The organism is Candidatus Dormiibacter sp., assembly GCF_050999135.1.
Lineage (GTDB): Bacteria > Chloroflexota > Dormibacteria > Dormibacterales > Dormibacteraceae > Dormiibacter > Dormiibacter spiritus.
Window position 1 is genome coordinate 95645 of sequence record NZ_JBPCPN010000027.1, and the last position, 23910, is coordinate 119554.

The following is a 23910-nucleotide window of genomic DNA, read 5'->3' on the forward strand; positions in this document are numbered from 1 at the left end:
AACCTCTCAAGTCTTCTCGTTCATCAGGGATTCTCTGTAGACGGTACAGGGCGGCGGGCGTGCTGGCGCCGCCAGCGCGCGATGGCGGCGTGATCGCCGGACAGAAGCACCTCGGGCACCCGGAGGCCCCTGTACTCCGCCGGACGGGTGAACTGCGGCCAGCCGCCCGGTTCGGGCGCGAAGGTGTCCTGATTCAGGGACTCCTCAGCCCCCACCACCCTCGGCCGCAGCCGCGCCACAGCATCGATCAGGACCATCGCCGGCAGCTCGGCGCCGCTCAGGACATAATCGCCGATCGAGACCTCGCGCGCCCCCAGGGCCTGCCGGACCCGGTCGTCGATCCCCTCATAGCGACCGCAGACGATGATCAGACCCGGCGACTCGCTCAACTGAGCGGCCAACCGCTGATCCAGCCGCTCACCCCAGGGCTCGAGGAGGACCACCGGGCCCGAGTTCTCGGTTCGGATCGACTCCACTGCGCTGACGATCGGTTCGGGTTTCAGCACCATCCCGGCCCCACCTCCAAAGGGGGCGTCATCGACCTGCCGGTGCCTGTCCTGAGTGTGGTCGCGCAGGTCGTGGGTTCGCAGCTCCAAGAGCCCGCAGCGAAGCGCCCTGCCCACCACGCCGAAGCCGGCCACCACCCGGATCAGCTCGGGGAAGATACTCAGCACGTCGATACGAAAAGCGGCTGAGGCGGAAGCCGGCTTCAGCACGAGTCCTCAGTCTCCAGCAGCCAGTCGGCGACAGTGACGCCCTTGCCGCTGAGGTCGACTCGCAGGACGGCGCCGGAGGTCGCCGGCACGAGGTGCTCGGCGCGCCCATCCCTCACGACCCAGACGTCGTTGGCAGGCAGCATCTGGACTTCGCTCAGCACCCCCAGGGGCCTGCCCGATTCGGTGCTGACCGGCAGTCCCACGAGATCGTGGTGGTACCAGGTGTCCGCGGGCAGCTGGTGAACCGCAGCCTCGGGAACCTCTAGGTAGCCACCCCGCAGCCGTTCGGCTGAAGAGCGATCCTCGATTCCGGCCAGCTTCACCACAAAGCCGGCCGGGCTCTCGCGACTCCACTCGATCGTTTCTCTGTTGCCCCTGATCAGGAGCTGCGAACCAGGCGCAAAGCGATCGTTGAAATCGGTGAACGACTCAACCTTGACTGCTCCCCGGAGACCGAAGACGCCAGCCACCCGACCGACCCTGACCATCGATGGTCCTTGTCAGCGACCTGTCACCAGGTCCACGAACACTCGCTTGCGCTCGCGCAGCGAGGCGACTCGGATCAGGGTTCGCAGCGCTTCGATGTTGCGGCCGGACTTACCTATCAGCCGACCCAGGTCCGCCTCCGCCATCTTCACCTTCAGCGCGGTCGTGCCGCGGCCCCGCTCAACAGCCCGCACCTCCACTTCGCCCGGACTGTCGGCAGCTGATTGGGCAATGAACTCGACAAGAGCCTTGTAATCGGTCTCCGAGCCGCTGGGAGCGTCAGAGCGGGGGTAGGCACCCTCGCCCCGGCCGCCGAAGTCGCGGCGGCCACCGAAGGAGCCGCCACGCCTAAACGGAGGCCGGCTTTCGTTCTGCATGTCGCTCCAGAATCCCCTCTCTCTTGAGCAGGACGCGAGCCGAGTCGGAGGGCTGGGCGCCCTGACCGAGCCAGCGCAGCGTCTTCTCCTCGTCGATCTTTACAGTGGCCGGGTCGGTCAGCGGGTCGTAGTAGCCCAACTGCTCGATGAACCGACCGTCGCGTGGCGACCGCGCGTCAGCCACCACAAGGCGGTAGAAGGGACGCTTCTTGGCGCCTCTTCTCGTCAACCTGATCTTGACCAAATCTGAATCCTCCTGAAGATTGCGGGGCTGAACGGCCGGCTCAGCCGAATAGACGGCCCAGGCCGCCGAGGTTGCCTACTCCGCGGGGCCTGCCGCCTTTCTTGCCGGTCCCCAAACCTATACCCATCTGCTTCAGCACCTGCTGCATCTGCTCGCGCGCTTTCAACACCCGGTTGACATCGGTGACGGTGGTTCCGCTGCCGGCCGCCACGCGCCGGCGGCGTGAGCCGTCCAGGAGCTGGGGCCGGCTGCGTTCCTGCAGCGTCATCGACAGGATGATCGCCTCCATCCGCTTGACCTCGGCCTCTGGGTTGACGTCGGCCAGCTGTCCCTTCAGCTGATTGCCGCCAGGCAGCATCTCGACCACCGAGGCAACCGAGCCCATGCTCTGCAGCTGCTTCAACTGCAGCAGGAAGTCGTCGAAGGTGACGTGCCCCGTGCGCAGGTTCTTCTCGACCTTTTCCGCCGCCTCGCGATCGACGCTGCGCTCGGCCTTCTCGATCAGGCTCAGCACGTCCCCCATGCCCAGAATGCGAGAGGCCATGCGGTCGGCTCGGAACACCTCCAGGTCGCCGGGCTTCTCGCCCACTCCGGCAAACCGCACTGTCTGCCCGGTTGCGTACTTGAGCGACATCGCGGCGCCGCCCCTGGCATCGCCGTCGAGCTTGGTCAGGAGAACCCCGTCGATACCCACCGCTTCGTGAAAGGACTGGCCCGTGCGGACTGCCTCCTGCCCAGTCATGGCGTCAGCCACGAGCAGCGACTCTGTGACCGGCACGGCCTCTCGCAGCCGGCCCAGCTCGGCCATCAGCTCTTGATCCACCACCTGCCGACCGGCGGTGTCCAGGACCACGAAGTCGTGCCCGGTGCGCCGCGCCTCGCTGAGCGCCTGCTGCGCCAGGTCCTCCACCGCTCCCTGGCCGGAGAAGAAAGCTATGCCTTCCCGCTCAGCCAGCACCCGGAGCTGCTCGGTGGCGGCGGGCCTGCGCAGATCGAGCCCCACCACCATCGGTCGGTGCCCCTCCCGCTTCGCCAGGAGCGCCAGCTTGACCGACGTGGTCGTCTTGCCGGAGCCCTGCAGGCCGCAGAGCATCAACACAGTCGGCGGCTGGGCGGCATAGCGCAGACCCGTCGCATTGCCACCCAGGAGTTCGACCAGTTCGTCCTGAACCGCCTTCACCACCTGCTGGGCAGGGGTCAACGCTTCGCTCAGCTGGACGCCGACCAACCGTTCGCGGACCCGGGCCACGAAGTCCTTGACCACCTTGAAGTTGACGTCCGCCTCCAGCAGCGCCAACCTGACCTCGCGCAGGGCGGCGTCGACCTCCTCCGGCCGCAGGACGCCGCGCCCGCTCAGGCGCTTTAGGACCCCACCCAAGCGCTCGCTCAAGCTTTCGAACATCAGAGCACTTTACCGAGCGCATGTTCGGCGGCGGCCGGGGGCAGGGATCGGTGAGCCAGCGAGTCCGCTCTCACCGCGGTGTCAGAACTCACCTGACGACAGCTCCCGTTCAACGCCTTCCAGGCGAGCTCGCAGCCGGGCCAGTTCCCGCGCCAGCGCGGAGTGCTGATTCTGCCGCGCTCGATCGGCGGCCAGCAGGCCCAGCCGGGTGTCGTAGTCCGCCAGAGACTGGCTGCTGCGCCGGATCAGATCGTGCACCGCGGCGCGTGAAGTTTCTTGGCTGCGAGCGATTTCCGAGATTGACCAGTCCTGCCTCAGATAGAGGTTGAGAACCTGCTGCTGGTGCTCCGTCAACAGGGCTCCATAGTGCTCGAAAAGGGCTATCTGCAGTTCACGTGAGGCGAGACTGTCAAGGATCACTACTTGACACATTATCACAGTTCGCTGCCCAGTTTTCAGAACGCGAACAAATGTGCGTGAATGGCGACTATTTCGGTACTAGTTGACACACGAGGTGTAAAGGTGTCATCCTTGCGGTGTGGTGGGTAAGCAAATACTTGTAGCTTCGTTCGCATTCGTAGCCGCTGCACTGGCAGCCAGCGGCAGTACAGCCTCGGCTTACACGGTCCAGCCGGGAGAGGATCTCTGGCAGATCTCCCAGCGCAGCGGTGAACCGGTTTCGAGGCTGGTCAGCGAGAATCGGTTGGGAAACGCCAACCAGGTGAGCGCGGGGCAGAATCTGAAAGTGACAGGCAATCCCGCGGCGAACCAACCGTCAGCCTCGGCTGCGGGTGGGCGGACTTACACGGTGCGCCAGGGTGACACCTTGTATCGCGTCTCCCGCCGGACGGGTGTGCCGGTGTCCCTGCTGGCTCAGCTGAACCACCTGAGTGACCCCAATCACCTCCGGCTCGGTCAGGTCCTGAGTCTGGCCGCCGCACCGGGCCCGGCACCCAGCGGGGCCCAGCCGAGCGGGAACCCGGCACCGGCGGCAGCACCGCCTCGCGACTCCACGCACGGCGAGCAGGCCAAGCAGATCCTGCGCCGGGCGGCGGCCCAGCTGGGCGTCGAACCGGCCTTCGTGCTCGCGGTGTCGGAGTGGGAGAGCGGCTGGAACCAGGCAGCCCTATCCCCCACCGGCGCCGTCGGCCTGATGCAGGTGGAGCCTTACACGGCTGACTGGGCAGGGCCGGCGCTGCTTGGCCGTCGGGTGGACCTGAACAATCCGCACGACAACGCCCTGCTGGGGACCGCCTTGCTCCGCAAGTACCTCAGCGACTTCCACGGCGACAAGACGCTCGTCCTCGCCTCCTATTACCAGGGCGAGAGCGCCACCCAGAAATCAGGCATCTACCCTGGCAGCCACACGTACGTCGACGGCATTCTGCGCCTCTACCACCGCTACTCCAACAGCTGAGACAGAACCGCGAAGGTAGGGCTCTCGCTAAGCCCTGCCTTGTCGCTGGCGCCGCGCATGACCACCAGTTCCAGCCCACATTGGAGCAGCCGGTGCTCAATCGCCTCCGGCCAGGTCAGCTGCACCTCAGCCTGCTGGGTCCACTTGCCGCCGAGGTAATCGACCTCCAGCTGAACTCTGTCTCCGCTCGTGGCAAGCACCCTCACACCGGGCCCTGGCGAAGCCAGCAGCCAGTGCGGATTCAGCAGCTCGAAGGCCAGCCAGCGGCTGCTGAGCGACGCTGCCCGGCGCAGCAAGGACTCCGTCTGCAGCAGGCCCGACGGGGCCATAACCAGTGGAAAGCGAGTCGTCAGGGACACGTCTTCGAGTCTGGCCCGCAGCAACCGCAGGCCAGGCGACCGACGGCGGAGGATGGCCAACATGCCGGGATGGGCGTCCACCCCCACCAATTCCACGCCGGCCCGAAGTAACGGCAGGGCCAGCCGGCCGGCGCCCACCCCGAGATACAGCACAGACCCGCCGGCCGCACGGCACCAGGCGAGCCAGGGCTCCAAATCCTCAACCTCCGGCAGCTGGCCGTAAAGCTGGGCAAAGCCCGGATCAGGCGCCAGCGGATCGTCGCGCACGAGGTGGGCGGGCGGCACTGCTGAAGGTTAGACTTCCAGCGTGCTCACCGCCGTGACCTTGATCCAGGCCACCCGGGAGGGACTCGCCGAACTCGGGCCGGCGCTGGCCGCCGCTCAAGGCGTCGCCGAGGTCTACACGGTGACCGGGGAGTGGGACTTCGTGGTGATCATCAGAGTCCGCCAGCACGACGAACTGGCGAGCGTGGTGATGCACGGATTGTCGCCTCTCAAGGGCATCGAGCGGACTCAGACAATGGTTGCCTTTCAGCAGTTCTCCCGGCATGACCTGGAGGCGCTGTTCGGGGTCGGTCTCGAGGCGGAGCGGTAGCAGCCGGGGCCGGCTACCTACCCCTGGCCCTGGCGGCCGCCCGCGCTGGAGCCGCAGTCCTGCAGCGGGCGGGTCTGAGCCGTCACACTGCCGATCTGAAGGCGGCCGGGGACTACGTCACCCGCTTTGATCGCGAGAGCGAGGAGGCGATCGTGGAGGTGCTGGCGACCGGGGCTCCCGGCATTCCGGTGCTGGCCGAGGAGTCAGGCGGGAGCCAGGCCGAGACCAGGTGGGCGGTCGATCCGCTGGACGGCACCACCAACTTCACCCGCGGGCTGCCGCTGGTAGCGGTTTCGGTGGCCCTGATCGGGGACGGTCTACCCGAGGTGGGCGTCGTCATCGGCCCCTGGCTGAGCTTCGAGGCAGCCGCCGAGCGCGGTGGCGATCTGCTCCTCAACGGACAGCGCCTGGACCGCCGGCCCGACCCAGCGCCTTCTGGCGCCGTGCTGGCCACGGGCTTCCCCTTCCGCCGCAAGGATCGCCTCCATCGCTACGAGCCGATGCTGGCCGGGGCTCTGCGGCGGTTTGAAGACCTGCGCCGGCCTGGCGCGGCCGCGCTCGACCTGGGCTGGACAGCGACCGGCGCCCTGGACGGCTTCTTCGAGTTGGGGCTGGGCACCTGGGATATGGCGGCTGGCGCCTGCCTGGTGCTGGCGGCGGGCGGCCGCGTCAGCGACTGGTCAGGTGGCGAGCAGTGGCTGCGAAGCGGCGACATCCTGGCCGGGCCGCCCCGGGTGCACGAGGCCCTACTCGAACTGGCCCAGCAATCGTCGCAGCGGTAGATCCACCAGGCTCCGCCACTGCTGGCGAAGCGCCGCTCCAGCCGGCACCGAGGCCCGGCGGCCGATTCTGGGCAGGGTCCGGCGCTCCAGCACCGCCTGCCGGAAATCGGCCGCTGTCCGGCCCGGATACTCAGTCAGAGCCCGGCCCAGATCATGGCCGCCGAAGTGGCTGTCACTGGCGCCGATCAGTGCCCCCACCCGGTCGCCGTGATCGGCACAGAAGCGCTCCAGCCGGCGCCGCCGAGCAGCGCCGAGCGGCGCGGTGTGAACGAGTTCGATGCCGTCCAGCCGATGCGTCTGCAGCAGCGCAACGAGTGCGTCAGGCTGGCAGGAGGCGAAGTACGTGGGCATGAAGGGATGGGGCAGGATGGCCAGGCCGCCCTGGTCCTGGATCGCCTCGACGGTGGCCGCCAAGGTCTGGCCGCTCTTCACAGGTGTCTTCAGGAACCAGCCGACCAGGTGGGTTTGGGCCGGCCAGCGGGTTGTCACTTCCTGGCCGGCGACCACCACCAAGCCCGCCTCCTCACCGCGCGACTGCGTCTCACGCACTGCGGCCATGGTGTCGTGATCGCAGACGGCGATGAGATCCAGGCCCAACGCCACCGCAGCTCCGACCAGTTCACTCTGGCTGACCATTCCGTCTGAGGCAGTCGTGTGGCAGTGGGGGTCGGCGACTCCCATCAGCCGAAGACCGTCTCGGCAAAGCGCTGCACCTCGAAGGGCCCCAGATCCGCCAGGCCCTCGCCCACGCCGATCATCTTGGTCGGCACCCCCAGCGCCTGCTCGATGGCGACCAGGGCCCCGCCCTTGGCTGTGCCGTCAAGTTTGGTCACCACCAGGCCGCTGACTGGCAGGGCCTGGTTGAATCCCTGCGCCTGGACCAGATTGGACTGGCCCAGACTGCCGTCCAGGACCAGGAGGGATTCATGGGGAGCGCCGGGCAGCGCCTTGCCGGCCACGCGGCCGATCTTGGCCAGCTCTTGGAGCAAATTCTGCTGGGTCTGGAGCCGGCCTGCCGTGTCCACCAGCACCACACCGTGGCCGCGCCGGACGGCGCTCTGCAGCCCATCGAAGACAGCGGCGCCGGGATCCCCACCCGGCTGGCCGGCAAAGCAGGGTACGCCAGCTCGATCCGCCCAAACCTGCATCTGCTCGATCGCTGCGGCGCGGTAGGTGTCGGCGGCCACCACCAGCGGGTTGAAGCCGTCCTGGCTCAACAAATAGGCGAGCTTGCCGATGGTGGTCGTCTTGCCTGAACCGTTGATGCCGTAGAAGAGCACGCAGGAGGGTCGAGCGTCGATGAACAGGCCGCGCGGGCGCTGTGACATGGCCGCCGCCAGCTCCTGCACAAGTGCTTGGCGAGCGTCCTCCAGCGTTCGAGGCTTGCGCTGCCGGACCCCGGCCGTGATGCGGGCAGCGAGCGCGGGGCCCAGATCGCCGCCCACCAGCAGCTCCTCCAGCTCGTCGTAGAAGCCGGGCTCCAGCGGACTGCCGGCGGCGTGCAAGCCGTCCTGAAAGAAGCTGCGCGTGCGGGTGGCGACGCGCTCCCAGATGGATGGCACGGCTACGATTGTGCAGGCAATGGCGGTTCTGGCCCCCGACCCAGGCAGATCCCATCAGATCCCAGCGGTAACTGAATTGAGCTGATGGGACACTAAGTTGCCCGGCCCCAAGTACTTCGATCCCAGCCGACCTCCCCGGCGCGAGCCTGAGTTCGGCACCGCCGGCCAGGCGGACCTGCCGGCCTTCCTGGGCATCATGCGAATCGTCCACGAGCCGCCGATGGCAGGCTCCTTCGCCCGCCTGCTCACCGATGAACCGCTGCCCGGCGACCTGGTGCCGCTGGCCCATCTCTTCGAGGAGGTCTCGACCCTGGCGGTCCACCGCCTGATTTCGGAGGATCTGCTCTTCGACGCCTTCGCCATAGATCTCTACTGGGAACAGCTGAAGGCGACCATTCAAGGCGTGCGCGAGAGTTCGAGCAACCCCAAGTTCTGCGAGAATTTCGAGATCTGTGCTGACTTGGCCCGCACCTATCGCGAGCTGAGACCCGCCAAGGCGCCGGACCACCCGAGGTAAGTGCCTGCCTGAAGACACGGGCCGTGCAACCAGTCAGCTGCCCGGGGCTGCTTACCGGCGGGCGGGCGTCTTACCAAGGTTTTACCTCCCCCGTATCGCTTCCTGGCAGACGTAGCTAAGTCTGCTGACCATGTGCCACCGACGCGCCCTTCCGCTCCTCGCCCTCAGCGCAGTCTTGCTGGCGGCCTGCTCCCAGCAGCAGGCGCCGCCGGCGTCAGTTAGCGGCATCCACAAGATCCAGCACATAGTCGTCGTCATGCAGGAGAACCGCTCCTTCGACGAGTACTTCGGCATGTATCCGGGAGTTGACGGCCTGCCTCGCCAGAACGGGCAGTTCACCGTCTGCTCGCCCGACGCCAGGGGCAGCTGCATCAAGCCGTTTCACGACCCCAATGACATCAACTCCGGCGGCCCTCATGGACAGGTGGATGCCACCGCCGACATCAATGCCGGCAGGATGGATGGCTTTGTGAAGCAAGCGGAAAAGGGGGCGCGTGGTTGCCAGGACCCGAACGATCCGGCCTGCACCAACGGCGCGCACGAGGACGTCATGGGCTACAAGGACGCGCGCGACATCCCCAACTACTGGGCCTACGCCCAGGCTTACACGCTGCACGACCACATGTTCGAGCCGAACGCGTCGTGGAGTCTGCCTGAGCACCTCTTCCTGGTCTCCGAGTGGGCTGCCAAGTGCTCCAACGCCAAGGATCCGCAGAGCTGCCTCAACGCTCTCCAGAACCCCAACAACCCAGGCGACTCGAGCACCAAGGCCAAGACGCAGAGCGGCCCCGTAAACCCGCTCTACGCCTGGACCGACCTCACCTACCTGCTTCACAAGAACAACGTCAGCTGGAAGTACTACGTCGCCACCGGCACCGAGCCCGACTGCGAGGACCCCAGCCAGAACACCTGCGTCCAGAAGAAGCAGAACGCCGGCACACCGGGCATCTGGAATCCCCTTCCCTGGTTCAGCACAGTCCACGACGACGGCCAGACCCAGAACATCCAGGATCTGAACCACTTCACAGACGACGCCAAGAACGGCCGACTGCCGGCAGTCTCCTGGATAGTGCCCAACAGCAAGACCAGCGAGCACCCGCCGGCGAAGGTCAGCGACGGCCAGTCCTACGTGACAGGGCTGATCAACTCGATCACGCAGAGCCCCGATTGGAGCTCCACCGCTGTCTTCCTCTCCTGGGACGACTGGGGCGGTTTCTTCGACCATGTGACGCCGCCCGAGGTCGACCAGAACGGCTACGGTCTGCGCGTACCCAGCATGGTGATCAGCCCCTACGCCAAGCCTGGTTTCATCGACCACCAGGTCCTGAGCCATGACGCCTACGCCAAGTTCATCGAGGACGACTTCCTGGGCGGCCAGCGCCTCGACCCCAAGACTGACGGACGGCCGGATCCCCGGCCGACCGTCCGCGAAGCTGCCACCCAGCTGGGGGATCTGCAGAAGGACTTCGACTTCAACCAGAAGCCGCTCAAGCCGCTGTTGCTCAGCCAGTCACCCCAGCCGGGTCCCGCCTCCAGCCCGTGAGATGAGCAACTGCAGCTGCTCCCGCGACGGCAGTTCTCTAGCAGGCCGACGAAAAAGGGCTTCGGGCCTGCGGCCTCGTCGGCACCTTGGCGCCCATGCGGCCCATCTTCGGGCTTATTTTCTGTGCTTCTCGTTCACGCATCGTTCAGATGCGCTCACTCCGGTGCTCGAAAAAGCACCCGAATCTGGACCACCTGGATCGCCAAATCACTCGACGACCCTTTTCATCACCCTGCTAGGCGGTGCGGGCGGCGGCCGCTCGGCCGACCGGCTGGACATCCTGCAGGCGCACTGAGACCAGGTGCGAGCAGCCGCTCTCGTCCAGATGAACACCAAACAGGGCCGAGGCACTGGCCATGGTCAGGTGGTTGTGGGTGATGATCATCAGCTGGCGAGTGCGGCCCAGGCGCTGCAGCACCTCGCCGTAGCGCGCGACATTGGCGTCGTCAAGAGCGGCGTCCACTTCATCCAGGATCGTGAAGGGTGCCGGGTTGATCTCCTGCAGCGCGAGCACAAGGGCGAGCGCTGTCAGCGAGCGCTCACCGGAGGAAAGCAATGACACGTTCTGCAGCCGCTTCCGCGGCGGCTGAACCAGGATGTCGAGGCCGCTGCGAGGGCCCTCCTCTCCGGGCACATGCTTCAGCGTCCCCCGTCCCCCCGCCGTCAGCTCGCCGAAGAACTCCTCAAAGTTGGCAGCCACTGCACCGAAGACCGCGTCGTAGCGACTCTCCTCCTCGGCGCGGAGCTTCTCGATCAACTGCTCCAGATCGGCCCGGGCCGCTGTGATGTCCTGCAGCTGGCTGCACAGCGTGCTGTAGCGCTCCTCCAGCTCGCTGAACTCGGCCTCGGCCAGGGAGTTGGTGGGACCGATCTCGGTCAGCCGGCGCTCCAGCTGCTTCATCTCCCGCTCTCGAGCTTTGCCGCCCGGTACCTCCTCGGGCGCCAGCCCCTCTGGCATCCGCGCCCGAAGCTCCTCCATGCGGGCAGCGCAGAGCTCGGCCTCGCGGCGATGCAGGCCGATGGTGCCCTCCAGGGTGCTGACGCGAAGCCGCGCTGCGACCCGAGCCTCCTCTTTGGCCACCAACGCTTTCGCCGCCGCCGCCAGCTCCTCTTCCTCGTCCGGCTGGGAGGCCTCGACCCGGGCCAGGTCCAGCCGCGCCTGCTCCACCGCCTGCGCGAGTCGGCCCAGCCCCGCTTCGGTAGCTGCGGCTTCGCCTTCTGCCACCGCCAACCGTTGGCGCTGCGCCGCGATCGCCCGCTCCAAGTCAGCGCTGTCTCGCTCCAGCCGGGCGGATTGGCGGCGCAGATCTCCGAGCCGCTCGCGCCAGCGCAGCCTCTCGAGCTCCAACCGGCGGAGTTCGGCGCGGTGCTCCTCGAGCCGACGCCTGTGCAGCTCGTCCGCCTGCGTCAGCTGTTCCGCCTCGGCGCCCGCGCGGCCAGCTGCGAGCTCCAGGTCAGGCAGCCGGGCGGACTCTCGCTGCTCAGCCTCGGCGGCGGTCCGGATCTGCGCCAGCAGCTGTTCGAGACGGCTGCGCTCGCTTGCCTGGGCTCGGAGCAACTGCACCCGGCGCTGGGCCTGGCGGCTTTCTGCCTCGCGCTCGACCGCGCCGCTCGCCAGCGGCTCGAGACGCTGCAGCTCGTGCACCAACTGGCGCCGGCGCGCGGCGTTCGCCACCCGCGGGTCGTGTCCCGATCGCAGCAGACCGGGCTCGGCGTACGTGCCGTCGAGGCTCACCTCGCGGCCGATCACCCTGCTGCCCAGCAGCCTGCGCCCGAGAGGCTCGAAGCCAGGCTCGCAGGTGACGTGGTCGAACAAGCTGCCCGGCTCCGCCGCCGGCTCGCCGGGCAGTGGAAAGAGCACTGTAGTTTGCTCTCGCCGGCTCTCCAGCGCTTGCCGGGCGAGGGGCTGGGTGGGCGCTGTCCAGGCGTCGACCAGCGGCCCCAGGACGGCCGAGAGAGCCGCCTCATAGCCGGGTCGGGCGAGGATCACGTCGCCGACGCGAAGTCGACCAGGTCCCGGCGCTGGGCTGAGAGAATCAAGCCCTTGCAACTCTGCCTGCAGCCGGCCCATCTGAGCCAGCGCCTCGGCCGCCTCGCGAGCCGTCCCCAGGGCCCGCTCGGCCTCGCTTTCGGCGCCGGCGAGAGCAGCTTCCGCAGCGGTCACCTCTCGCGCCAGCCGCTCGCCGTTCTCCTGCAGGACCTGGCGCCGGGCCTCAGCCGCGGCCAGGGACGTGCGCGCCTCGCCCAGACGACGTTGGGCGATCTCTGCCTGCCGTCGGGATTCCGTCGCTCGCTCGCCTGCATCCGTGGGAGGGGGCGGTCGCGCCGGCGCGATCTCGCTCAGCGATCTCTCGGCAGCCTTCAGCTCGACCGCCAGACCCGCTCGCATCTCTTCAGTTGCCGCCAGCCGCTGGGCGAGATGCTCAGCCTCGGCCTCAGAGGCCACGGCCAGTGCCGCCTGCGACCGGCGCCGTTCCTCATTGAGCAACAGTTCGTGCTCGGTCTGCTGCAGTGCGAGCCGGGCGGCGCTCACCGCCTTCTGCCGCTCGAGACGTCGGTCCTGCGCCCGGCTCAGCCGCTCGCGCGCCTCCTTGAACTGCCACTCGGCTGCTTCAGCAGCCGTCTGCAGCTCCTCGTGCCGCCGCTGAAGCGACTGGACCTGCTGAGTGGCGCGCCGGTGGGCGTCCCTCGCCTCGCGCCACTCCTCCCAGGCCAGACTGCCCCTCAGCACCTCAAGCCGGCGCTGGGCCCCGGCAGCTTCGCGCGCGGCCTCGGCCTGTTGGCCAACCGCCGCCAAACGCGGCTCGATCTCGCCCTTCACGTCCTCCAGCCGGAGCAGGTTCTGAGCCAGCTCGCGAAGCTCGCCGGCGGCCTGGGTACGTTTCAGCTTCACGCCCTTCACCTGGGCCGCCGCCTCGATGAGCAGCCGCCTCTGCTCTGGCGTCGAGCTGATGATCGACTCGATGTCCCGCTGGTCGACGATGGCGTACGAGTCGGTAGTGAGGCCGGTGGGCGCCAGCAGCTCCAGCAGGTCCCGCCGGCGCACCCGGCTGCCGTTCAGAAAGTAATCGCTCTCGCCTCTGCGGTCCACCCGGCGCCTGATGGCCACCTCACCGTAGTCGAGGGGCAGGCGTCCATCGGCGTTGTCGATCAGGATCGTCACCTCGGCCTGAGCAGCGCGGCTGCGGCGCTGGCCGCCAGAGTAGATGACCTCCTCCATCTTCTTGCCGCGGAGATCCTTGGCCTGCGACTCGCCCAGCACCCACTTGAAGGCATCGACGGCGTTGCTCTTGCCCGAACCGTTCGGGCCGACAATCGCCGTCACGCCAGGATCGAAGCTGATCTCTGTCGGGCGCGCAAAGGTCTTGAAACCCGAGAGGGTGATGGAACGCAGGCGCACTGGCGCCCTGACCTTAGCAGATAGAACGGCGGTTTGGTTCCGGACCGCACCATGTGGGGCACCGGCAGTACAACTGCTACAAGAACTTGCCGCCATCGACTGGGAACCCCGGCCCACCGCAGCGAGAAGGCTCGTCCGCTTAGGGCGGGTCGGTGTCTGCGGGACTTGAGCCGATTTGTGGGGAAGGCGCCCGCCGGGGTCGGGGCGACCGCCGGCGAAGAGGAGCACTGGATCTGGACGGCGTGGCCGCCGCCGCGTCGGGCGCTGGGGCGCCAGCAGAGCTCCGCTGACCAGCTGGCCGTGTCTGGCTCGGGGCGGTCGCGACCTCCGGTAGAGCTGGCGCGCCAGCCGGCGCTGCCGCCGAGGGGGCCGCCGTGGCGCTTCCGTCACCTCCCCCGGCTACGTTGATTCCGCCCGGCGCCTCGCTGGCGGCACGTCGCCGGCGGCCCCGGCTGCGGCGAGAAGGCGCGGCCTCGCGGGCAGGGCTCAAGGCCGGCGAGACTGACGTTCCTGCCCCCTGAACCCCGACCGGCGGCCCTGTCAGCTGTTCTCTGCCCCGCACCTGGGCCGCGGGCTGATCAGCCGCTGCCGCCGGCTCTTCCTGGCCTCCGGGACCGGCGCCTGCCCGAGCGGCGGGCTCCTGCTCAGCCCCTGCCGCGGTGGAACGACCTCGGCCAGCCCGCGAGCCGCGGGATGCGGCCGGTTTGGCAACGAACGGGGGCTCGCCGGGCACAGGGTGCTGGGTCACCACCGAAGCCGGCTCTCTGCCGGCCTTCAAGAACGGTGGCTCACCCGGCACTGGCTGGGCCGGCTCCTGGGCCGCCTCGCGCGGTTCAGCCCTGACACCTGGGGCCACGCCGGCCTGGTGATCGGCCGCGGCTGTGACGTCAGCTCGGCGGCGGCCGCCGCGCGAGCGGCGCCGCGGCACTGCAGATCCGTTCCCCGTGCTCAGCGGCGAAGTGGCCGGCGCCGCCAGGACCAAGGCGCCCGGCAGACTCGCGCTTCCCGCGCCTTCCAGCCTGGCCAGCGCCGCCAGTGCGGCATCCTGTTCCGCCCCCTGCTTGGTGGAGCTATGGCCGGTTCCCAGGGCTTCAGAGCCGGCGTAGACCACTGCCGTGTACTCCCGCCGCCGGCCCACCCCTGCACCCACGCTGTCGTAGACGGGCGCGCGGTTGAACAGGTCTTGAACGACGCGCTGCAGCCGCCCCTTGTGATTCTCGTCCTGCAGCGGCTCGGGGAGCGCGTGAAACTGAGCCAGGTAATGGTGATAGGCGGCGTCGAAGCCGGCGTCCAAAAAGATGGCGCCGAGCACTGCTTCGAAAGCGTTCGCCAGCAGCGACTTGAGGCTCCGACCGCCGCCCTTGGCGATGCCCTTGCCGAGATAGAGGAAGCTGCCCAGGCCGAGGTTCTCACCCAGCAGGGCGAGAGTGTTGGTGTTGACCATGGCCGAACGCACCTGGGTCATCTCGCCCTCATGGGCACCCGGCCTGAGCTTGAATAGATAGTCGGCGGTGATCAGCTGCAGGACTGCATCGCCCAGGTACTCGAGACGCTCGTTGTCGCGGGCCGAGATGTGCGGGCTCTCATTGGCGAAGGAGCTGTGAGTCAGCGCCTCCTGCAGGAGCGATGGGTTCTTGAACGCGATCCCTATCCGCTCCTGCAACTGCTCAAGAGTTCCGACGGGGACTGGATTGTCCAGGTCGGGACGGCGTCCGGTTCGAACTATGAGGCCGACTTCTCCTGGATGTACTCCCACGCCTGACCGACCGTCGTGATCTTCTCGGCGTCCTCATCCGGGATCTCGAGCCCCGTGTTCTCCTCGAAGGCATAGATCAACTCGACCAGGTCCAGGGAGTCCGCATTCAGGTCCTCCTGAAACGAGGCATCCATCGTGACCTGCTCCGGCTCGCAGCCGAGACGTTCCACGACTATGTTCTTGAAGTCTTCAAAACTGATTTTCTCGCTTTCCAACGATCCCTCCGCATGGGTGGCACTTCACCTGGCTGAGCACTCGCCCAAGCTGGTGGCAAACGCGACTAATGTACCTGCTCCGCCGCCTCCGGGGAGGAGATCGGCTGGGCGCTGGCATCTGGCACCAGCTCTCGCATCATGCCGCTCAGCGCTCGCTTGGGGCCCAGCTCATAGAAGGTTTCGCAGCCCAGCCGGCTCAGACGCAGCACAGACGCGCCCCAACGCACCGGCGAGCTCACCTGCCGCTCGAGTCCCGCCGCGATGGACGTGGGCTCCTCGTACGGCTCGGCGCTGAGGTTGGCCACCACCGGGAACCGCGGTGCTCCCCACTCGAGCGTTTCCAGCAGGCCGCGGAGCGAGGTCCCCGCCTGCTCCACCAGAGGCGTATGGAAGGCGGCCGCCACGTTCAACTGCACCAGGCGCCGGGCGCCCGCCTCCCGCAGCCGTTGAGCGGCGCGGTCAAGCCCCGCCATCGTCCCCCCCACGACAGTTTGGGTGGGCGTGTTGTAGTTGGCGGGCCAGACGCTGGGTATGCCGATCAGGGCAGCTTCCAGGCTCTGCTCCGGCAGACCGAGAATCGCCAGCATGGAGCTGGTTCCAGGCGGCGCCGCCTCCTTCATGGCTCGACCTCGCTCGCGCACAGCTTTGACGGCATCCTCCGGGCTCAGCGCCCCCGCCACACAGAGGGCGGCGTACTCGCCCACTGAATGCCCTGCAGCCGCAGCCGGCCGGATGCCGCGGCGGACCAGCAGGCGCGCCAGCGCCAGCCCCATGAAGACCAGTGCTGGCTGCGCGTTGGCAGTCTGCTTCAGCTCCTCGTCGTCGGCCTCGACGAGCAGGTGACGGAGGTCCACGCCGGCCGCGGTCGAGCACCTGTCGCAGAGGTCCGCGATCTCCGCATCGGCGACCAAACCGGCGCCCATGCCGGCGTGCTGCGACCCCTGCCCGGGGAAGATGAAGGCGACTGTCACGGCGAGTCGAAAGGAGTCGGGATCAGTCGGTTTTGATGACTTCCCGACCCGCGTAGTGGCCACAGTTGGGGCAGACGCGGTGCGACGCTCGCGGCTGCCGGCACTGCGGGCACGGCGTCAGCGAGGCGGTGAGCAGAGCCAGGTGCGAGCGGCGGCGGCCCTTGCGTCCCTTGGACAGCTTGACTTTGGGATGTGCCATGACCGACGGCGGAGTGTACCAGAGCCCCCGTCGCGGGGCTCCCGGAAACCACGGGCCCCTGCTAGCCCGAGCGGCTGTCGGAGGCGTCGGCTTCCGCTTCCTCCGCCGGGGCGGCGGCAGTACTCGTCTGCAGTACCTCCACACCGCGTTTGACGGTGCCCAGGGTTCGGCTCAAATGCGCCTCCAGCTGCTGCAGCTGTTCCAGCGCGTAGGTCTCGGAGTCCCTGATGACCTGATCGGCCCGCGCAGTGGCCGAAGCCAGCAGCTGGTCCGCGTCGCGCTTGGCCCGCCGCTGGATCTCGTGCTCTTGGACCGCCTGCTCAGCCCGCTCGTTGGCGCGGCTCAGGATCCGGGAAGCCTCGCCGTGAGCCTCGGTGATGAGACGCTGCTGTTCCTGCACTGTCCAGTTCGCCTGCTTGATCTCCTCGGGCAGATTGAAGCGCAGCTGATCCAGCAGGTCCATGACCTCGTCCTCGTCAACCATCACCTGGCTGGAGAAAGGCACATGGCGGGCGTGGTGGATCAGGTACTCGATACGGTCGAGGACTTCGTCGACCTTCAACTGAACTTCTCCTTGACACGACTGGCGACCGCTGCTGGGACGAAATCTGTGATGTCACGGCCGTAGCTGGCGATGTCCTTCAGGATAGATGAGGACACGAAGATGTGAGCAAAGCTGGACATCAGAAAAACCGTGTGCACGTCCGGCGCGAGCTTGCGATTCATGAGCGCCTGCTGCAGCTCGGCGTCGAAATCCGAATAAGCCCGCAGCCCTCGCACGAGTGTGGGGACGCCGCACTCGCGGGCGAAGTCAACAGTCAGGCCTGTGAACGAGGTGACCTCCACCTCGGGCCGCTCAGCGAACACCTCCCGGATCATCGCCACTCGCTCCTCCACGGTGAAGAGGGCTGCCCGCTTCTCCGGGTTGGCCGCCACCGCCAGCGTCAGTTCGTCGAAGAGACTGAGCGCCCGCTGAACCACATCCTGGTGGCCCAGTGTGAAGGGATCGAAACTTCCGGGGTAGAGCGCTCGGCGAAGCATCAGCTGCCGACAGCCGCGGCGGGAAGCTCGAGGAAGGTCACTCCGGTGTCTCCGTACCGCTTCGAGCGGATCTGCCGCAACCGGGCGAGTCGAGGGAGGTCCAGCTGGCCCGAATGCTCCACGACCACGCTGGCCGGCGCTCTGATAAGGCCATCCAGCGATGTCAGCACCCCGGCCAAAGCCGGATCATTGTAGGGAGGGTCGAGCAGGATCAGGGCTGCCTCTCCGACCAGCTCCGCATTCACCTCGAGCCAGCCCGGCAGCCGGCCCTGCCGGGCGGCGCCGTGGCCTTCCAGGCCCAGCCGCGCCAGGTTCTGACGCAGTACCTGGAGCGCTCGCTGATCATTGTCGACGAATGTTGCCTGCGCGGCCCCACGGGAGAGCGCCTCGATGCCCAGTGCGCCTGAACCGGCAAAGAGATCGAGCACCTTGGCGCCGACGACGCGAGTCCCGAGCGAATTGAAGATCGCCTCCTTGATCAGCCCCTGGCTGGGTCGAATGCCCGGCGGCGTCAGCAAGCGCCGACCCCTTGCCTCCCCGCCGTGGACGCGTAGGCCGGGCGCCACTTTTCAGCCGGAACCGACCGACCGCCGCACCCGAATCCGGCCCTCAGTCACCTTCCCGATCCGGACCGCCGGATAGGGTTCATCCGCCAGCAGCGACTCGAAGCGCGCGGCTGCCTGCGGCGCCAGCGCCACGAGCAAACCACCGGAGGTCTGCGCGTCACAGAGCAGGAGCCGCTCGATCTCGTCCAGATCACCCCAATCCACCTGGTCTTCGATCGCCGCTAAGTTGCGCCGGCTGCCGTCCGGGTAGAGACCGGCAGCGGCCAGGTCCCACACGCCCGGCAGTAGCGGTACCCTGTCGAGCTCGATCTCCGCCCCATGTGTCAGATTGCGGAGATGGCCGAGCAGCCCATAGCCAGTCACGTCAGTGGCGGCGCTGGGCCCCGCCGCGAGCATCGCTTCTGACGCCCGCCGGTTGAGATGGCTCATCAGCGCGACTGCAGCATCCTGCAGGGCCGGCGGGCAGGCCCGCCGCTTGATGGCGGTGGCGACCAGTCCACTGCACAGCGGCTTGGTCAGGTAGAGCAGGTCACCGGGCCGGGCGCCGCGGTTGCTGACCAGCTGATCGGGCCGCACCTCGCCCGTGACGGCATAGCCGAACTTGGGCTCGGCGTCATCAATGCTGTGGCCGCCCACGACAGGCACGCCTGCCTCGCCCAGTTTGGCAGCCCCTGCCCCAACTATGCGCTCCAGGTAGCCGCTCGCCAGCTCAGCGCGGGGAAAGCCGACCAGGCTGAGGGCGAAAAGCGGCAGGGCGCCCATCGCATAGACATCGCTGAGTGCGTTGGCCGCTGCGATGGCGCCGAAGGCCTCCGGCTCGTCCACTATGGGCGTGAAGAAGTCGACGGTGGAAACCAGGGCCCTGTCGTCGGAAACCCTGAACACCGCCGCGTCGTCCCGGCTACCAGCCCCTACCAGCACCCGCGCATCGTGGAGCGGCGGTAGCGCGCCCAGAACCTGCCCCAGCTCCACCGGGCTCAGCTTGCAGGCTCAACCAGCCCCGTGACTGAACTCCGTGAGCCTCAATTGCGTGTCCAAATCGGCTCCAGCGTAACGCTCTGCCTGCGTATTACTGGGGAGACAGGCGGATCAGCTGATGGCTGTCGATTCGAGCCGGCGGAGGGCAGCCTCCCGCAGCGCCGGCTCTCGGTCCAAGCCCGGGTCGGCGGCCAGCAGCGACTCCGCCTCCTGCCGTATCTCGGAGAGCAGCTCTGGTGAGTGCAGCGCCTCCATGGCGAGGTCAGACATCCCGTGCTGCCGCGAGCCCATCAGCTCCCCCGCTCCCCGCAGCCGCATGTCCTCGGCGGCGAGCCGGAAACCGTCCTGGATCTGAGCCACCAGCTGTAGGCGTTCCAGGGCCCGGCCTGTCACCTGGTCGCTGAGCAGCAGGCAGTGCGACTGCGCTGCGCCCCGGCCGACCCGGCCCCGGAACTGGTGGAGCTGGGCAAGCCCGAACCGCTCGGCTCCCTCGATCGCCATCACCGTCGCGTTGGCAACGTCCACCCCCACCTCGACCACCGCCGTCGCCACCAGCACATCGATCTCGCCTGCCTGGAAAGCACGCATCACCTCGTCCTTTTCCTTGAGGCGCCCATGCACGAGGCCGAGCCGCAGGTCGGGGAACACCTGACGGCGCAGCCGCTCAAACTCGACAGTGGCGGCTTTCGCCTCTAGCGCCTCCGACTCCTCGATCAGCGGACAGATGATGAACGCCTGCCGTCCCGCCGCCACCTCGCGCCGGATCAGCTCGTAGGCCACCTCTCTGTCGTCAGGCGGGATCACTTGGGTCATGATGGCCGGCCGGCCCGGCGGGAGCTCGTCCAGCGTCGAGAGCGCCATCTCGCCGTAGAGCGCCAAGGCCAGCGAGCGCGGGATGGGAGTTGCGCTCATGCAGAGGAAGTGGGGGCGGCCGACCCGGGACTTCGCGCGGAGCAGCTCCCGCTGGCGCGTGCCGAAGCGATGCTGCTCATCCACCACCACGAGGCCCAGCGCTGCCAGTTCGACCTCCTCCTCGATCAGCGCGTGTGTGCCTACCAACAGCCCGCAGTGCCCCGAGGCCGCCGCGAGCCGGACACGGCGTCGCTCGGCAGCAGCCAGGCCGCTCACCAGCAGCTCCACCCGCAGATCGGGGAAGCTGGCCTCCAGGTAGTGCCTGAACTTGTTCAGGTGCTGGCGGGCAAGGATCTCGGTGGGCGCCATGACCAGCGACTGCAGACCTGCGCTGTGGGCCATCGCCGCGGCCGCCGCGGCCACGGCGGTCTTGCCCGAGCCGACATCGCCGTCGAGCAGCCGGTTCATCGCCTCCGGTTTTTCCAGGTCCCTGTAGATCTCCCAGATCGAGCGGCGCTGAGCGTTCGTCAGGCGAAAGCCGAGGCCCCGCTTGAACGCTTCGATGACTTCCTGCCGGTAAGGCACTGGGCTGGCGATTTCAGCCTCCAAACGCCGCCGAGCGAGCAGGAAAGCCACCTGCAGCTCCAGCAATTCGGCGAACGCGAAGCGGCGCCGCGCCTCCCGCCATTCGGCCTCCGAATCAGGCTGGTGGCCCTTGCGAACAGCCTCGGCGACCGGGAGCAGATGCTGAGCCTGCCGGGTGCTGGCCGGGATGACGTCAGCCAGCCCGTCAGCCAGCGGCAGCGTGGCGTTCACCCACTCGACCAGCCGCTGCGGCTTGAGTCCCTGGCTCAGGTGGTACTTCGGCTGCAGCTCACCCAGGCGGGTTGGTCTCGAGCCATCCCGGATGACCTCGTGCAGCGGGTTCAGCAGCTCCAGCTCCCCGTACCTGCCAAACTTCGGGGTGCCGGCCAGCACCAGCCGGTCGCCGGGAGCCAGCTGGCGAGCCAGGAAGGGCATGTTGAACCAGATGACCTTGAGCGGCGCACCGGTGTCGTCCCGCACAGTCGCCTCGGTGAGCCGCATTCCCCGCCGAGGTGTCCGCTTGGCGAGCACCCTGTCGATCACACAGGTCAGGGTGGCCGGCACGTTCGGCTCGAGGCTGCCCACGCCGCCCACTTCGGTGAACGATTCCCACCCGAAAGGCAGGTTGAGCAGCAGATCCTTCACTGTGCGGATGCCCAGCCGGTCGAGCGCCTTCACACTCGTGGCCGAGCAGTTGGGCAGGTCTGAGACAGGCGAAGTGAGCGTAAGCGGCACGGCCGGCGCCGCCTGCCGGCGCCGGACCGTCACCACGTTCCCTCCGGATTGATTCGTCGGCACAGTACAACTAGGATCGGACATCATGGCTGCTCCGACCGGCAAGACTGGCCGTGAAGCCGCTGAAGTGATCCATGGCGTAACCGTCAGCGACCACTTTCGACACCTCGAGGCAGGCTCTGACCCCAAGGTTCGGAGCTGGGTGGCGGAGCAGAACCGGTGCACTCGCGAGCTGCTAGACGCCAGTCCGCGCCGAGCCGAGCTGGCAAACCGTCTGCAGGAGCTGCATTCCCTGGGGGCTCTCGGCCGCTCAGTGATGCGGGGCGAGCAGCGGTTCTTCACCCGCCGACACGCCGGCCAGGACCAGGCTTCTCTCTACGTGATGGACGGGAGCGGCGTTGAACGCTGCTTGGTCGACCCCGCGCCGCTGACCCCCGACCACACGAGCAGCCTGGACTGGTGGGCACCGTCTGAGGACGGCTCTCTGGTCTGCTTCGGGATCTCGGAGGGAGGCTCGGAGGATTCGAGGCTGCACCTGCTGGAGACGGCCGGCGGCCGCTGGCTGCCGGACAGTATCCCGCACTGCAAGCTCGCAGCTGTCTGCTTCGAGCCTGGCTCGGCGGCCCTCCTCTACACCCGCTATCCGGCGCCGGGCAGCGTGGCCGCCGGTGAGGAGCACTACCACCGGCACGTCTGGCGGCACATGTTGGGCAATGTCGCTGAGCAGGATGTCAGGGTCTTCGGCGAATCGCTCGCGGCCACTGATTACCCTGCCTCGATCTCGATTTCGGCCGATGGCCGCTGGACAGTGATCGAGGTGCAGCAGGGTTGGGACCGCAACCAGGTCTTCCTGCGCGACGGGGGCGGCGAGTTTCTGCCCATCTTCAGAGATCTCCCGCATCGGCTGCATGCCTGGTTCGAGGGAAACCGGTTGGTGGGCCTGACGAATCTGGCCGCGCCGAATTACAGGTTGGTCGACATCGATCCCGAGCGGCCGGACCTCGAAGCCTGGCAGGAGTTGGTGGCGGAGTCGGAGCACGTGCTGCTGGAAGCGGCCTTCGCCCGCAGCGCCCTGATCCTCCATTACCTGGTCGACGCCGCATCGCGGCTTTCGCTGCACCGACTCGACGGCGCCTGGGAGAGAGCGCTGCAGCTGCCTGACCTCTCAACTGTGAGCGGGCTCGGCGCTCACCACAGCTCCCCCTGCGTGCCTGTCACCGTCGAGAGCTTCCTAAGCCCGCCCCGCGTGATCGAGGCCGCCAGCGGTCATCTCCTGGCTGAGCTTCCGGTGCCGCTGCTCGACCACCCTGTGCGGCAGGAGCGGTTGCGGTCCGCGGACGGGACGCGGCTGCCAGTGTTCCTGATCGGGCGGCGAAGTGGCCGCGGGCAGGTGCTGCTGACCGGCTATGGCGGCTTCAACGTCAGCCGCACCCCGCAATGGTGGCCCTCGATCGTCCCCTTTCTGGATTCAGGTGGTCTCGTCGCTGTGGCGACGCTTCGGGGCGGTGGCGAATTCGGTGAGGCCTGGCACCGCGCCGGCCGGTTGGAACAGAAGCAGAACGTTTTTGACGATTTCCTAGCGGCAGCCGAATGGCTGATCAGCCAAGGGCTGTGCAGCCCCGCTGAGCTGGGCATCATGGGCGGGAGCAACGGCGGCCTGCTCGTGGGGGCGGCGATGACCCAGCGGCCTGACCTCTTTGGCGCGGTCGTCTGCCGCGTGCCTCTGCTCGACATGATCCGCTACGAGCGGTTTCGGGTGGCTCGGCTCTGGGCAGCCGAGTACGGCAGCGCCGGCGATCCTGAGCAGTTTCGGTGGCTCCACGCTTACAGCCCCTATCACCAAGTGCGCGAGGGGGCGCAGTACCCGGCTGCGCTCTTTCTCACGGCAGAGGAGGATTCTCGGGTCGATCCGATGCACGCGCTGAAGATGACAGCCCGCCTCCAGAGCGCCGGCGCTCAGGCCTGGCTTCGGGTGGAAGAGCGCGCAGGTCATGGCCAGGGCAAGCCCGTGTCGAAGCTGGTGGAGGAAGAGGCAGACGTCTGGACCTTCCTGGCTTTGAAGCTGCGGTCACCGGCCGCGGCTCCGGCTGGTGAGTAAGGTGAGGGCACGCTCGCTCAGAGACGGGCTGAAAGAGTTAGCTACCAGAGGAGACCGAGAGCATGGCAGTTGAAAGCACAGCGAGCGCAGTCTGGGAGGGAACGCTGATGGACGGCCGCGGCACTGTTCGCCCGGCCAGCGGAACCTTCCCCGAGCTGCCCCTCACCTGGCGGCAGCGGGCCGAGACCCGCGACACCGGCACCGGCCCGGAAGAACTGATCGCGGCCGCCCACGCCAGCTGCTTTGCTATGGCACTGTCATTCGGGCTGGGTAATTCGGGCCATCCGGCCGAGAAGCTGGAGACCACCGCGCAAGTGAGCTTTCAGCCCGGCACCGGCATCACGGGAATCCACCTGACTGTGCGCGGGCGGGTGCCGGGCCTGAACGCCGACGGCTTCCAGGAAGCCGCCGACGGGGCCAAGGCCAACTGTCCTGTATCCAAGGCCCTGGCAGGAGTTCCGATCAGCCTCTCGGCCAGCCTCGCCTAAGCGTCACCCCTCCAAGGGACAGCTCG

General features: G+C 67.7%; 26 protein-coding genes. 7 read left to right on the plus strand and 19 right to left on the minus strand.

Annotated elements, in window-relative coordinates:
• Nucleotides 1-23: 23 nt before the first annotated feature.
• The 6 genes from trmD to ylxM form a co-directional block, all read right to left on the minus strand.
• The gene (trmD, locus tag ACR2MZ_RS07255; RefSeq protein WP_434004390.1) at nt 24-716 is read right to left on the minus strand and encodes a tRNA (guanosine(37)-N1)-methyltransferase TrmD; all 693 of its coding nucleotides are present in this window, start codon (nt 714-716) and stop codon (nt 24-26) included.
• Nucleotides 710-1204, minus strand: a complete 495-nt coding sequence (rimM, locus tag ACR2MZ_RS07260) for a ribosome maturation factor RimM (RefSeq protein ID WP_434004391.1) — start codon at nt 1202-1204, stop codon at nt 710-712. Before rimM ends, trmD begins: the two co-directional genes overlap by 7 nt.
• A 12-nt stretch (nt 1205-1216) precedes the next feature.
• On the minus strand, nt 1217-1579 hold the full coding sequence (locus tag ACR2MZ_RS07265) for a KH domain-containing protein (protein WP_434004392.1): 363 nt from the start codon (nt 1577-1579) through the stop codon (nt 1217-1219).
• Nucleotides 1551-1823 (minus strand): 30S ribosomal protein S16, encoded by a 273-nt coding sequence (gene rpsP, locus ACR2MZ_RS07270; protein WP_338179641.1) that lies wholly within the window; start codon nt 1821-1823, stop codon nt 1551-1553. Before rpsP ends, ACR2MZ_RS07265 begins: the two co-directional genes overlap by 29 nt.
• A gap of 40 nt (nt 1824-1863) precedes the next feature.
• Nucleotides 1864-3225: a signal recognition particle protein gene (gene ffh / locus ACR2MZ_RS07275; protein ID WP_434004393.1), complete on the minus strand. Its 1362-nt coding sequence runs from the start codon at nt 3223-3225 to the stop codon at nt 1864-1866.
• 81 nt (nt 3226-3306) lie between these two features.
• Nucleotides 3307-3645 (minus strand): YlxM family DNA-binding protein, encoded by a 339-nt coding sequence (ylxM, locus tag ACR2MZ_RS07280; RefSeq protein ID WP_434004394.1) that lies wholly within the window; start codon nt 3643-3645, stop codon nt 3307-3309.
• 121 nt (nt 3646-3766) lie between these two features.
• Between ylxM and ACR2MZ_RS07285 the strand changes: the two genes are divergently transcribed.
• Nucleotides 3767-4642, plus strand: coding sequence for a lytic transglycosylase (locus ACR2MZ_RS07285; protein ID WP_434004395.1), 876 nt, complete (start codon nt 3767-3769; stop codon nt 4640-4642).
• Here the strand turns inward: ACR2MZ_RS07285 and ACR2MZ_RS07290 are convergent.
• Nucleotides 4627-5286: a class I SAM-dependent methyltransferase gene (locus ACR2MZ_RS07290; protein WP_434004396.1), complete on the minus strand. Its 660-nt coding sequence runs from the start codon at nt 5284-5286 to the stop codon at nt 4627-4629. The genes ACR2MZ_RS07285 and ACR2MZ_RS07290 overlap by 16 nt on opposite strands.
• A gap of 22 nt (nt 5287-5308) precedes the next feature.
• On the opposite strand from ACR2MZ_RS07290, the gene ACR2MZ_RS07295 reads away from it, so the two are divergent.
• Nucleotides 5309-5596 carry an Lrp/AsnC family transcriptional regulator gene (locus ACR2MZ_RS07295; protein ID WP_434004397.1) on the plus strand — a complete coding sequence of 96 codons (288 nt, stop codon included), beginning with the start codon at nt 5309-5311 and terminating at the stop codon, nt 5594-5596.
• A 74-nt stretch (nt 5597-5670) separates the two neighbouring features.
• The gene (locus tag ACR2MZ_RS07300) at nt 5671-6378 is read left to right on the plus strand and encodes an inositol monophosphatase family protein (protein WP_434004433.1); all 708 of its coding nucleotides are present in this window, start codon (nt 5671-5673) and stop codon (nt 6376-6378) included.
• Here the strand turns inward: ACR2MZ_RS07300 and ACR2MZ_RS07305 are convergent.
• Both ACR2MZ_RS07305 and ftsY read right to left on the minus strand, forming a co-directional pair.
• Nucleotides 6343-7059, minus strand: a complete 717-nt coding sequence (locus tag ACR2MZ_RS07305) for a PHP domain-containing protein (RefSeq protein WP_434004398.1) — start codon at nt 7057-7059, stop codon at nt 6343-6345. The two genes, ACR2MZ_RS07300 and ACR2MZ_RS07305, sit on opposite strands and share 36 nt — an antisense overlap.
• Entirely contained in the window at nt 7059-7940 is an 882-nt protein-coding gene (gene ftsY / locus ACR2MZ_RS07310) for a signal recognition particle-docking protein FtsY (RefSeq protein ID WP_434004399.1), read from the minus strand. The genes ACR2MZ_RS07305 and ftsY overlap by 1 nt, the downstream gene beginning before the upstream one ends.
• A gap of 97 nt (nt 7941-8037) precedes the next feature.
• Between ftsY and ACR2MZ_RS07315 the strand changes: the two genes are divergently transcribed.
• Nucleotides 8038-8457 (plus strand): DUF4760 domain-containing protein, encoded by a 420-nt coding sequence (locus ACR2MZ_RS07315; RefSeq protein WP_434004400.1) that lies wholly within the window; start codon nt 8038-8040, stop codon nt 8455-8457.
• Between the two features lie 130 nt (nt 8458-8587).
• A complete protein-coding gene (locus tag ACR2MZ_RS07320) occupies nt 8588-10000 on the plus strand; it encodes a phospholipase C (RefSeq protein WP_434004401.1) in 1413 nt (470 codons plus the stop codon).
• A 235-nt stretch (nt 10001-10235) separates the two neighbouring features.
• On the opposite strand, the gene ACR2MZ_RS07325 is transcribed toward ACR2MZ_RS07320, so the two are convergent.
• The 10 genes from ACR2MZ_RS07325 to recG all read right to left on the minus strand — a co-directional run bounded on the left by ACR2MZ_RS07325 (nt 10236) and on the right by recG (nt 21331).
• Nucleotides 10236-13400 (minus strand): AAA family ATPase, encoded by a 3165-nt coding sequence (locus tag ACR2MZ_RS07325; RefSeq protein ID WP_434004402.1) that lies wholly within the window; start codon nt 13398-13400, stop codon nt 10236-10238.
• Nucleotides 13401-13539: 139 nt separating this feature from the next.
• Nucleotides 13540-15063, minus strand: coding sequence for a ribonuclease III (gene rnc, locus ACR2MZ_RS07330; RefSeq protein ID WP_434004403.1), 1524 nt, complete (start codon nt 15061-15063; stop codon nt 13540-13542).
• A 59-nt stretch (nt 15064-15122) separates the two neighbouring features.
• Nucleotides 15123-15371, minus strand: coding sequence for an acyl carrier protein (locus ACR2MZ_RS07335; RefSeq protein WP_434004404.1), 249 nt, complete (start codon nt 15369-15371; stop codon nt 15123-15125).
• 65 nt (nt 15372-15436) lie between these two features.
• The gene (locus tag ACR2MZ_RS07340) at nt 15437-16342 is read right to left on the minus strand and encodes an ACP S-malonyltransferase (RefSeq protein WP_434004405.1); all 906 of its coding nucleotides are present in this window, start codon (nt 16340-16342) and stop codon (nt 15437-15439) included.
• A 22-nt stretch (nt 16343-16364) separates the two neighbouring features.
• Complete coding sequence (gene rpmF / locus ACR2MZ_RS07345) at nt 16365-16541, minus strand: 50S ribosomal protein L32 (protein ID WP_350340767.1); 177 nt, start codon at nt 16539-16541, stop codon at nt 16365-16367.
• A 61-nt stretch (nt 16542-16602) separates the two neighbouring features.
• Nucleotides 16603-17103 (minus strand): ATP synthase subunit B family protein, encoded by a 501-nt coding sequence (locus tag ACR2MZ_RS07350; RefSeq protein WP_434004406.1) that lies wholly within the window; start codon nt 17101-17103, stop codon nt 16603-16605.
• Entirely contained in the window at nt 17100-17582 is a 483-nt protein-coding gene (gene coaD, locus ACR2MZ_RS07355; RefSeq protein WP_434004407.1) for a pantetheine-phosphate adenylyltransferase, read from the minus strand. Before coaD ends, ACR2MZ_RS07350 begins: the two co-directional genes overlap by 4 nt.
• Complete coding sequence (rsmD, locus tag ACR2MZ_RS07360) at nt 17582-18148, minus strand: 16S rRNA (guanine(966)-N(2))-methyltransferase RsmD (RefSeq protein ID WP_434004408.1); 567 nt, start codon at nt 18146-18148, stop codon at nt 17582-17584. Before rsmD ends, coaD begins: the two co-directional genes overlap by 1 nt.
• A 3-nt stretch (nt 18149-18151) precedes the next feature.
• A complete protein-coding gene (gene selD, locus ACR2MZ_RS07365; protein WP_434004409.1) occupies nt 18152-19186 on the minus strand; it encodes a selenide, water dikinase SelD in 1035 nt (344 codons plus the stop codon).
• 51 nt (nt 19187-19237) lie between these two features.
• Complete coding sequence (gene recG / locus ACR2MZ_RS07370; protein WP_434004410.1) at nt 19238-21331, minus strand: ATP-dependent DNA helicase RecG; 2094 nt, start codon at nt 21329-21331, stop codon at nt 19238-19240.
• Between the two features lie 52 nt (nt 21332-21383).
• Here recG and ACR2MZ_RS07375 point away from each other — a divergent pair, with 52 nt between their 5' ends.
• Together ACR2MZ_RS07375 and ACR2MZ_RS07380 are read left to right on the plus strand one after the other, a co-directional pair.
• Nucleotides 21384-23396, plus strand: a complete 2013-nt coding sequence (locus ACR2MZ_RS07375; protein WP_434004411.1) for a prolyl oligopeptidase family serine peptidase — start codon at nt 21384-21386, stop codon at nt 23394-23396.
• Nucleotides 23397-23458: 62 nt separating this feature from the next.
• Entirely contained in the window at nt 23459-23884 is a 426-nt protein-coding gene (locus tag ACR2MZ_RS07380) for an OsmC family protein (RefSeq protein WP_434004412.1), read from the plus strand.
• Nucleotides 23885-23910: the final 26 nt, after the last annotated feature.

Bases quoted from the DNA above. Each gene is read 5' to 3' on its own strand.
- coaD (WP_434004407.1), bottom strand. From the start codon at position 17,582: ATGCTTCGCCGAGCGCTCTACCCCGGAAGTTTCGATCCCTTCACACTG.
- rpmF (WP_350340767.1), bottom strand. From the start codon at position 16,541: ATGGCACATCCCAAAGTCAAGCTGTCCAAGGGACGCAAGGGCCGCCGC.
- ACR2MZ_RS07375 (WP_434004411.1), top strand. From the start codon at position 21,384: ATGGCTGCTCCGACCGGCAAGACTGGCCGTGAAGCCGCTGAAGTGATC.
- ffh (WP_434004393.1), bottom strand. From the start codon at position 3,225: ATGTTCGAAAGCTTGAGCGAGCGCTTGGGTGGGGTCCTAAAGCGCCTG.
- ACR2MZ_RS07265 (WP_434004392.1), bottom strand. From the start codon at position 1,579: ATGCAGAACGAAAGCCGGCCTCCGTTTAGGCGTGGCGGCTCCTTCGGT.
- ACR2MZ_RS07305 (WP_434004398.1), bottom strand. From the start codon at position 7,059: ATGGGAGTCGCCGACCCCCACTGCCACACGACTGCCTCAGACGGAATG.
- ACR2MZ_RS07380 (WP_434004412.1), top strand. From the start codon at position 23,459: ATGGCAGTTGAAAGCACAGCGAGCGCAGTCTGGGAGGGAACGCTGATG.
- rimM (WP_434004391.1), bottom strand. From the start codon at position 1,204: ATGGTCAGGGTCGGTCGGGTGGCTGGCGTCTTCGGTCTCCGGGGAGCA.
- ACR2MZ_RS07320 (WP_434004401.1), top strand. From the start codon at position 8,588: ATGTGCCACCGACGCGCCCTTCCGCTCCTCGCCCTCAGCGCAGTCTTG.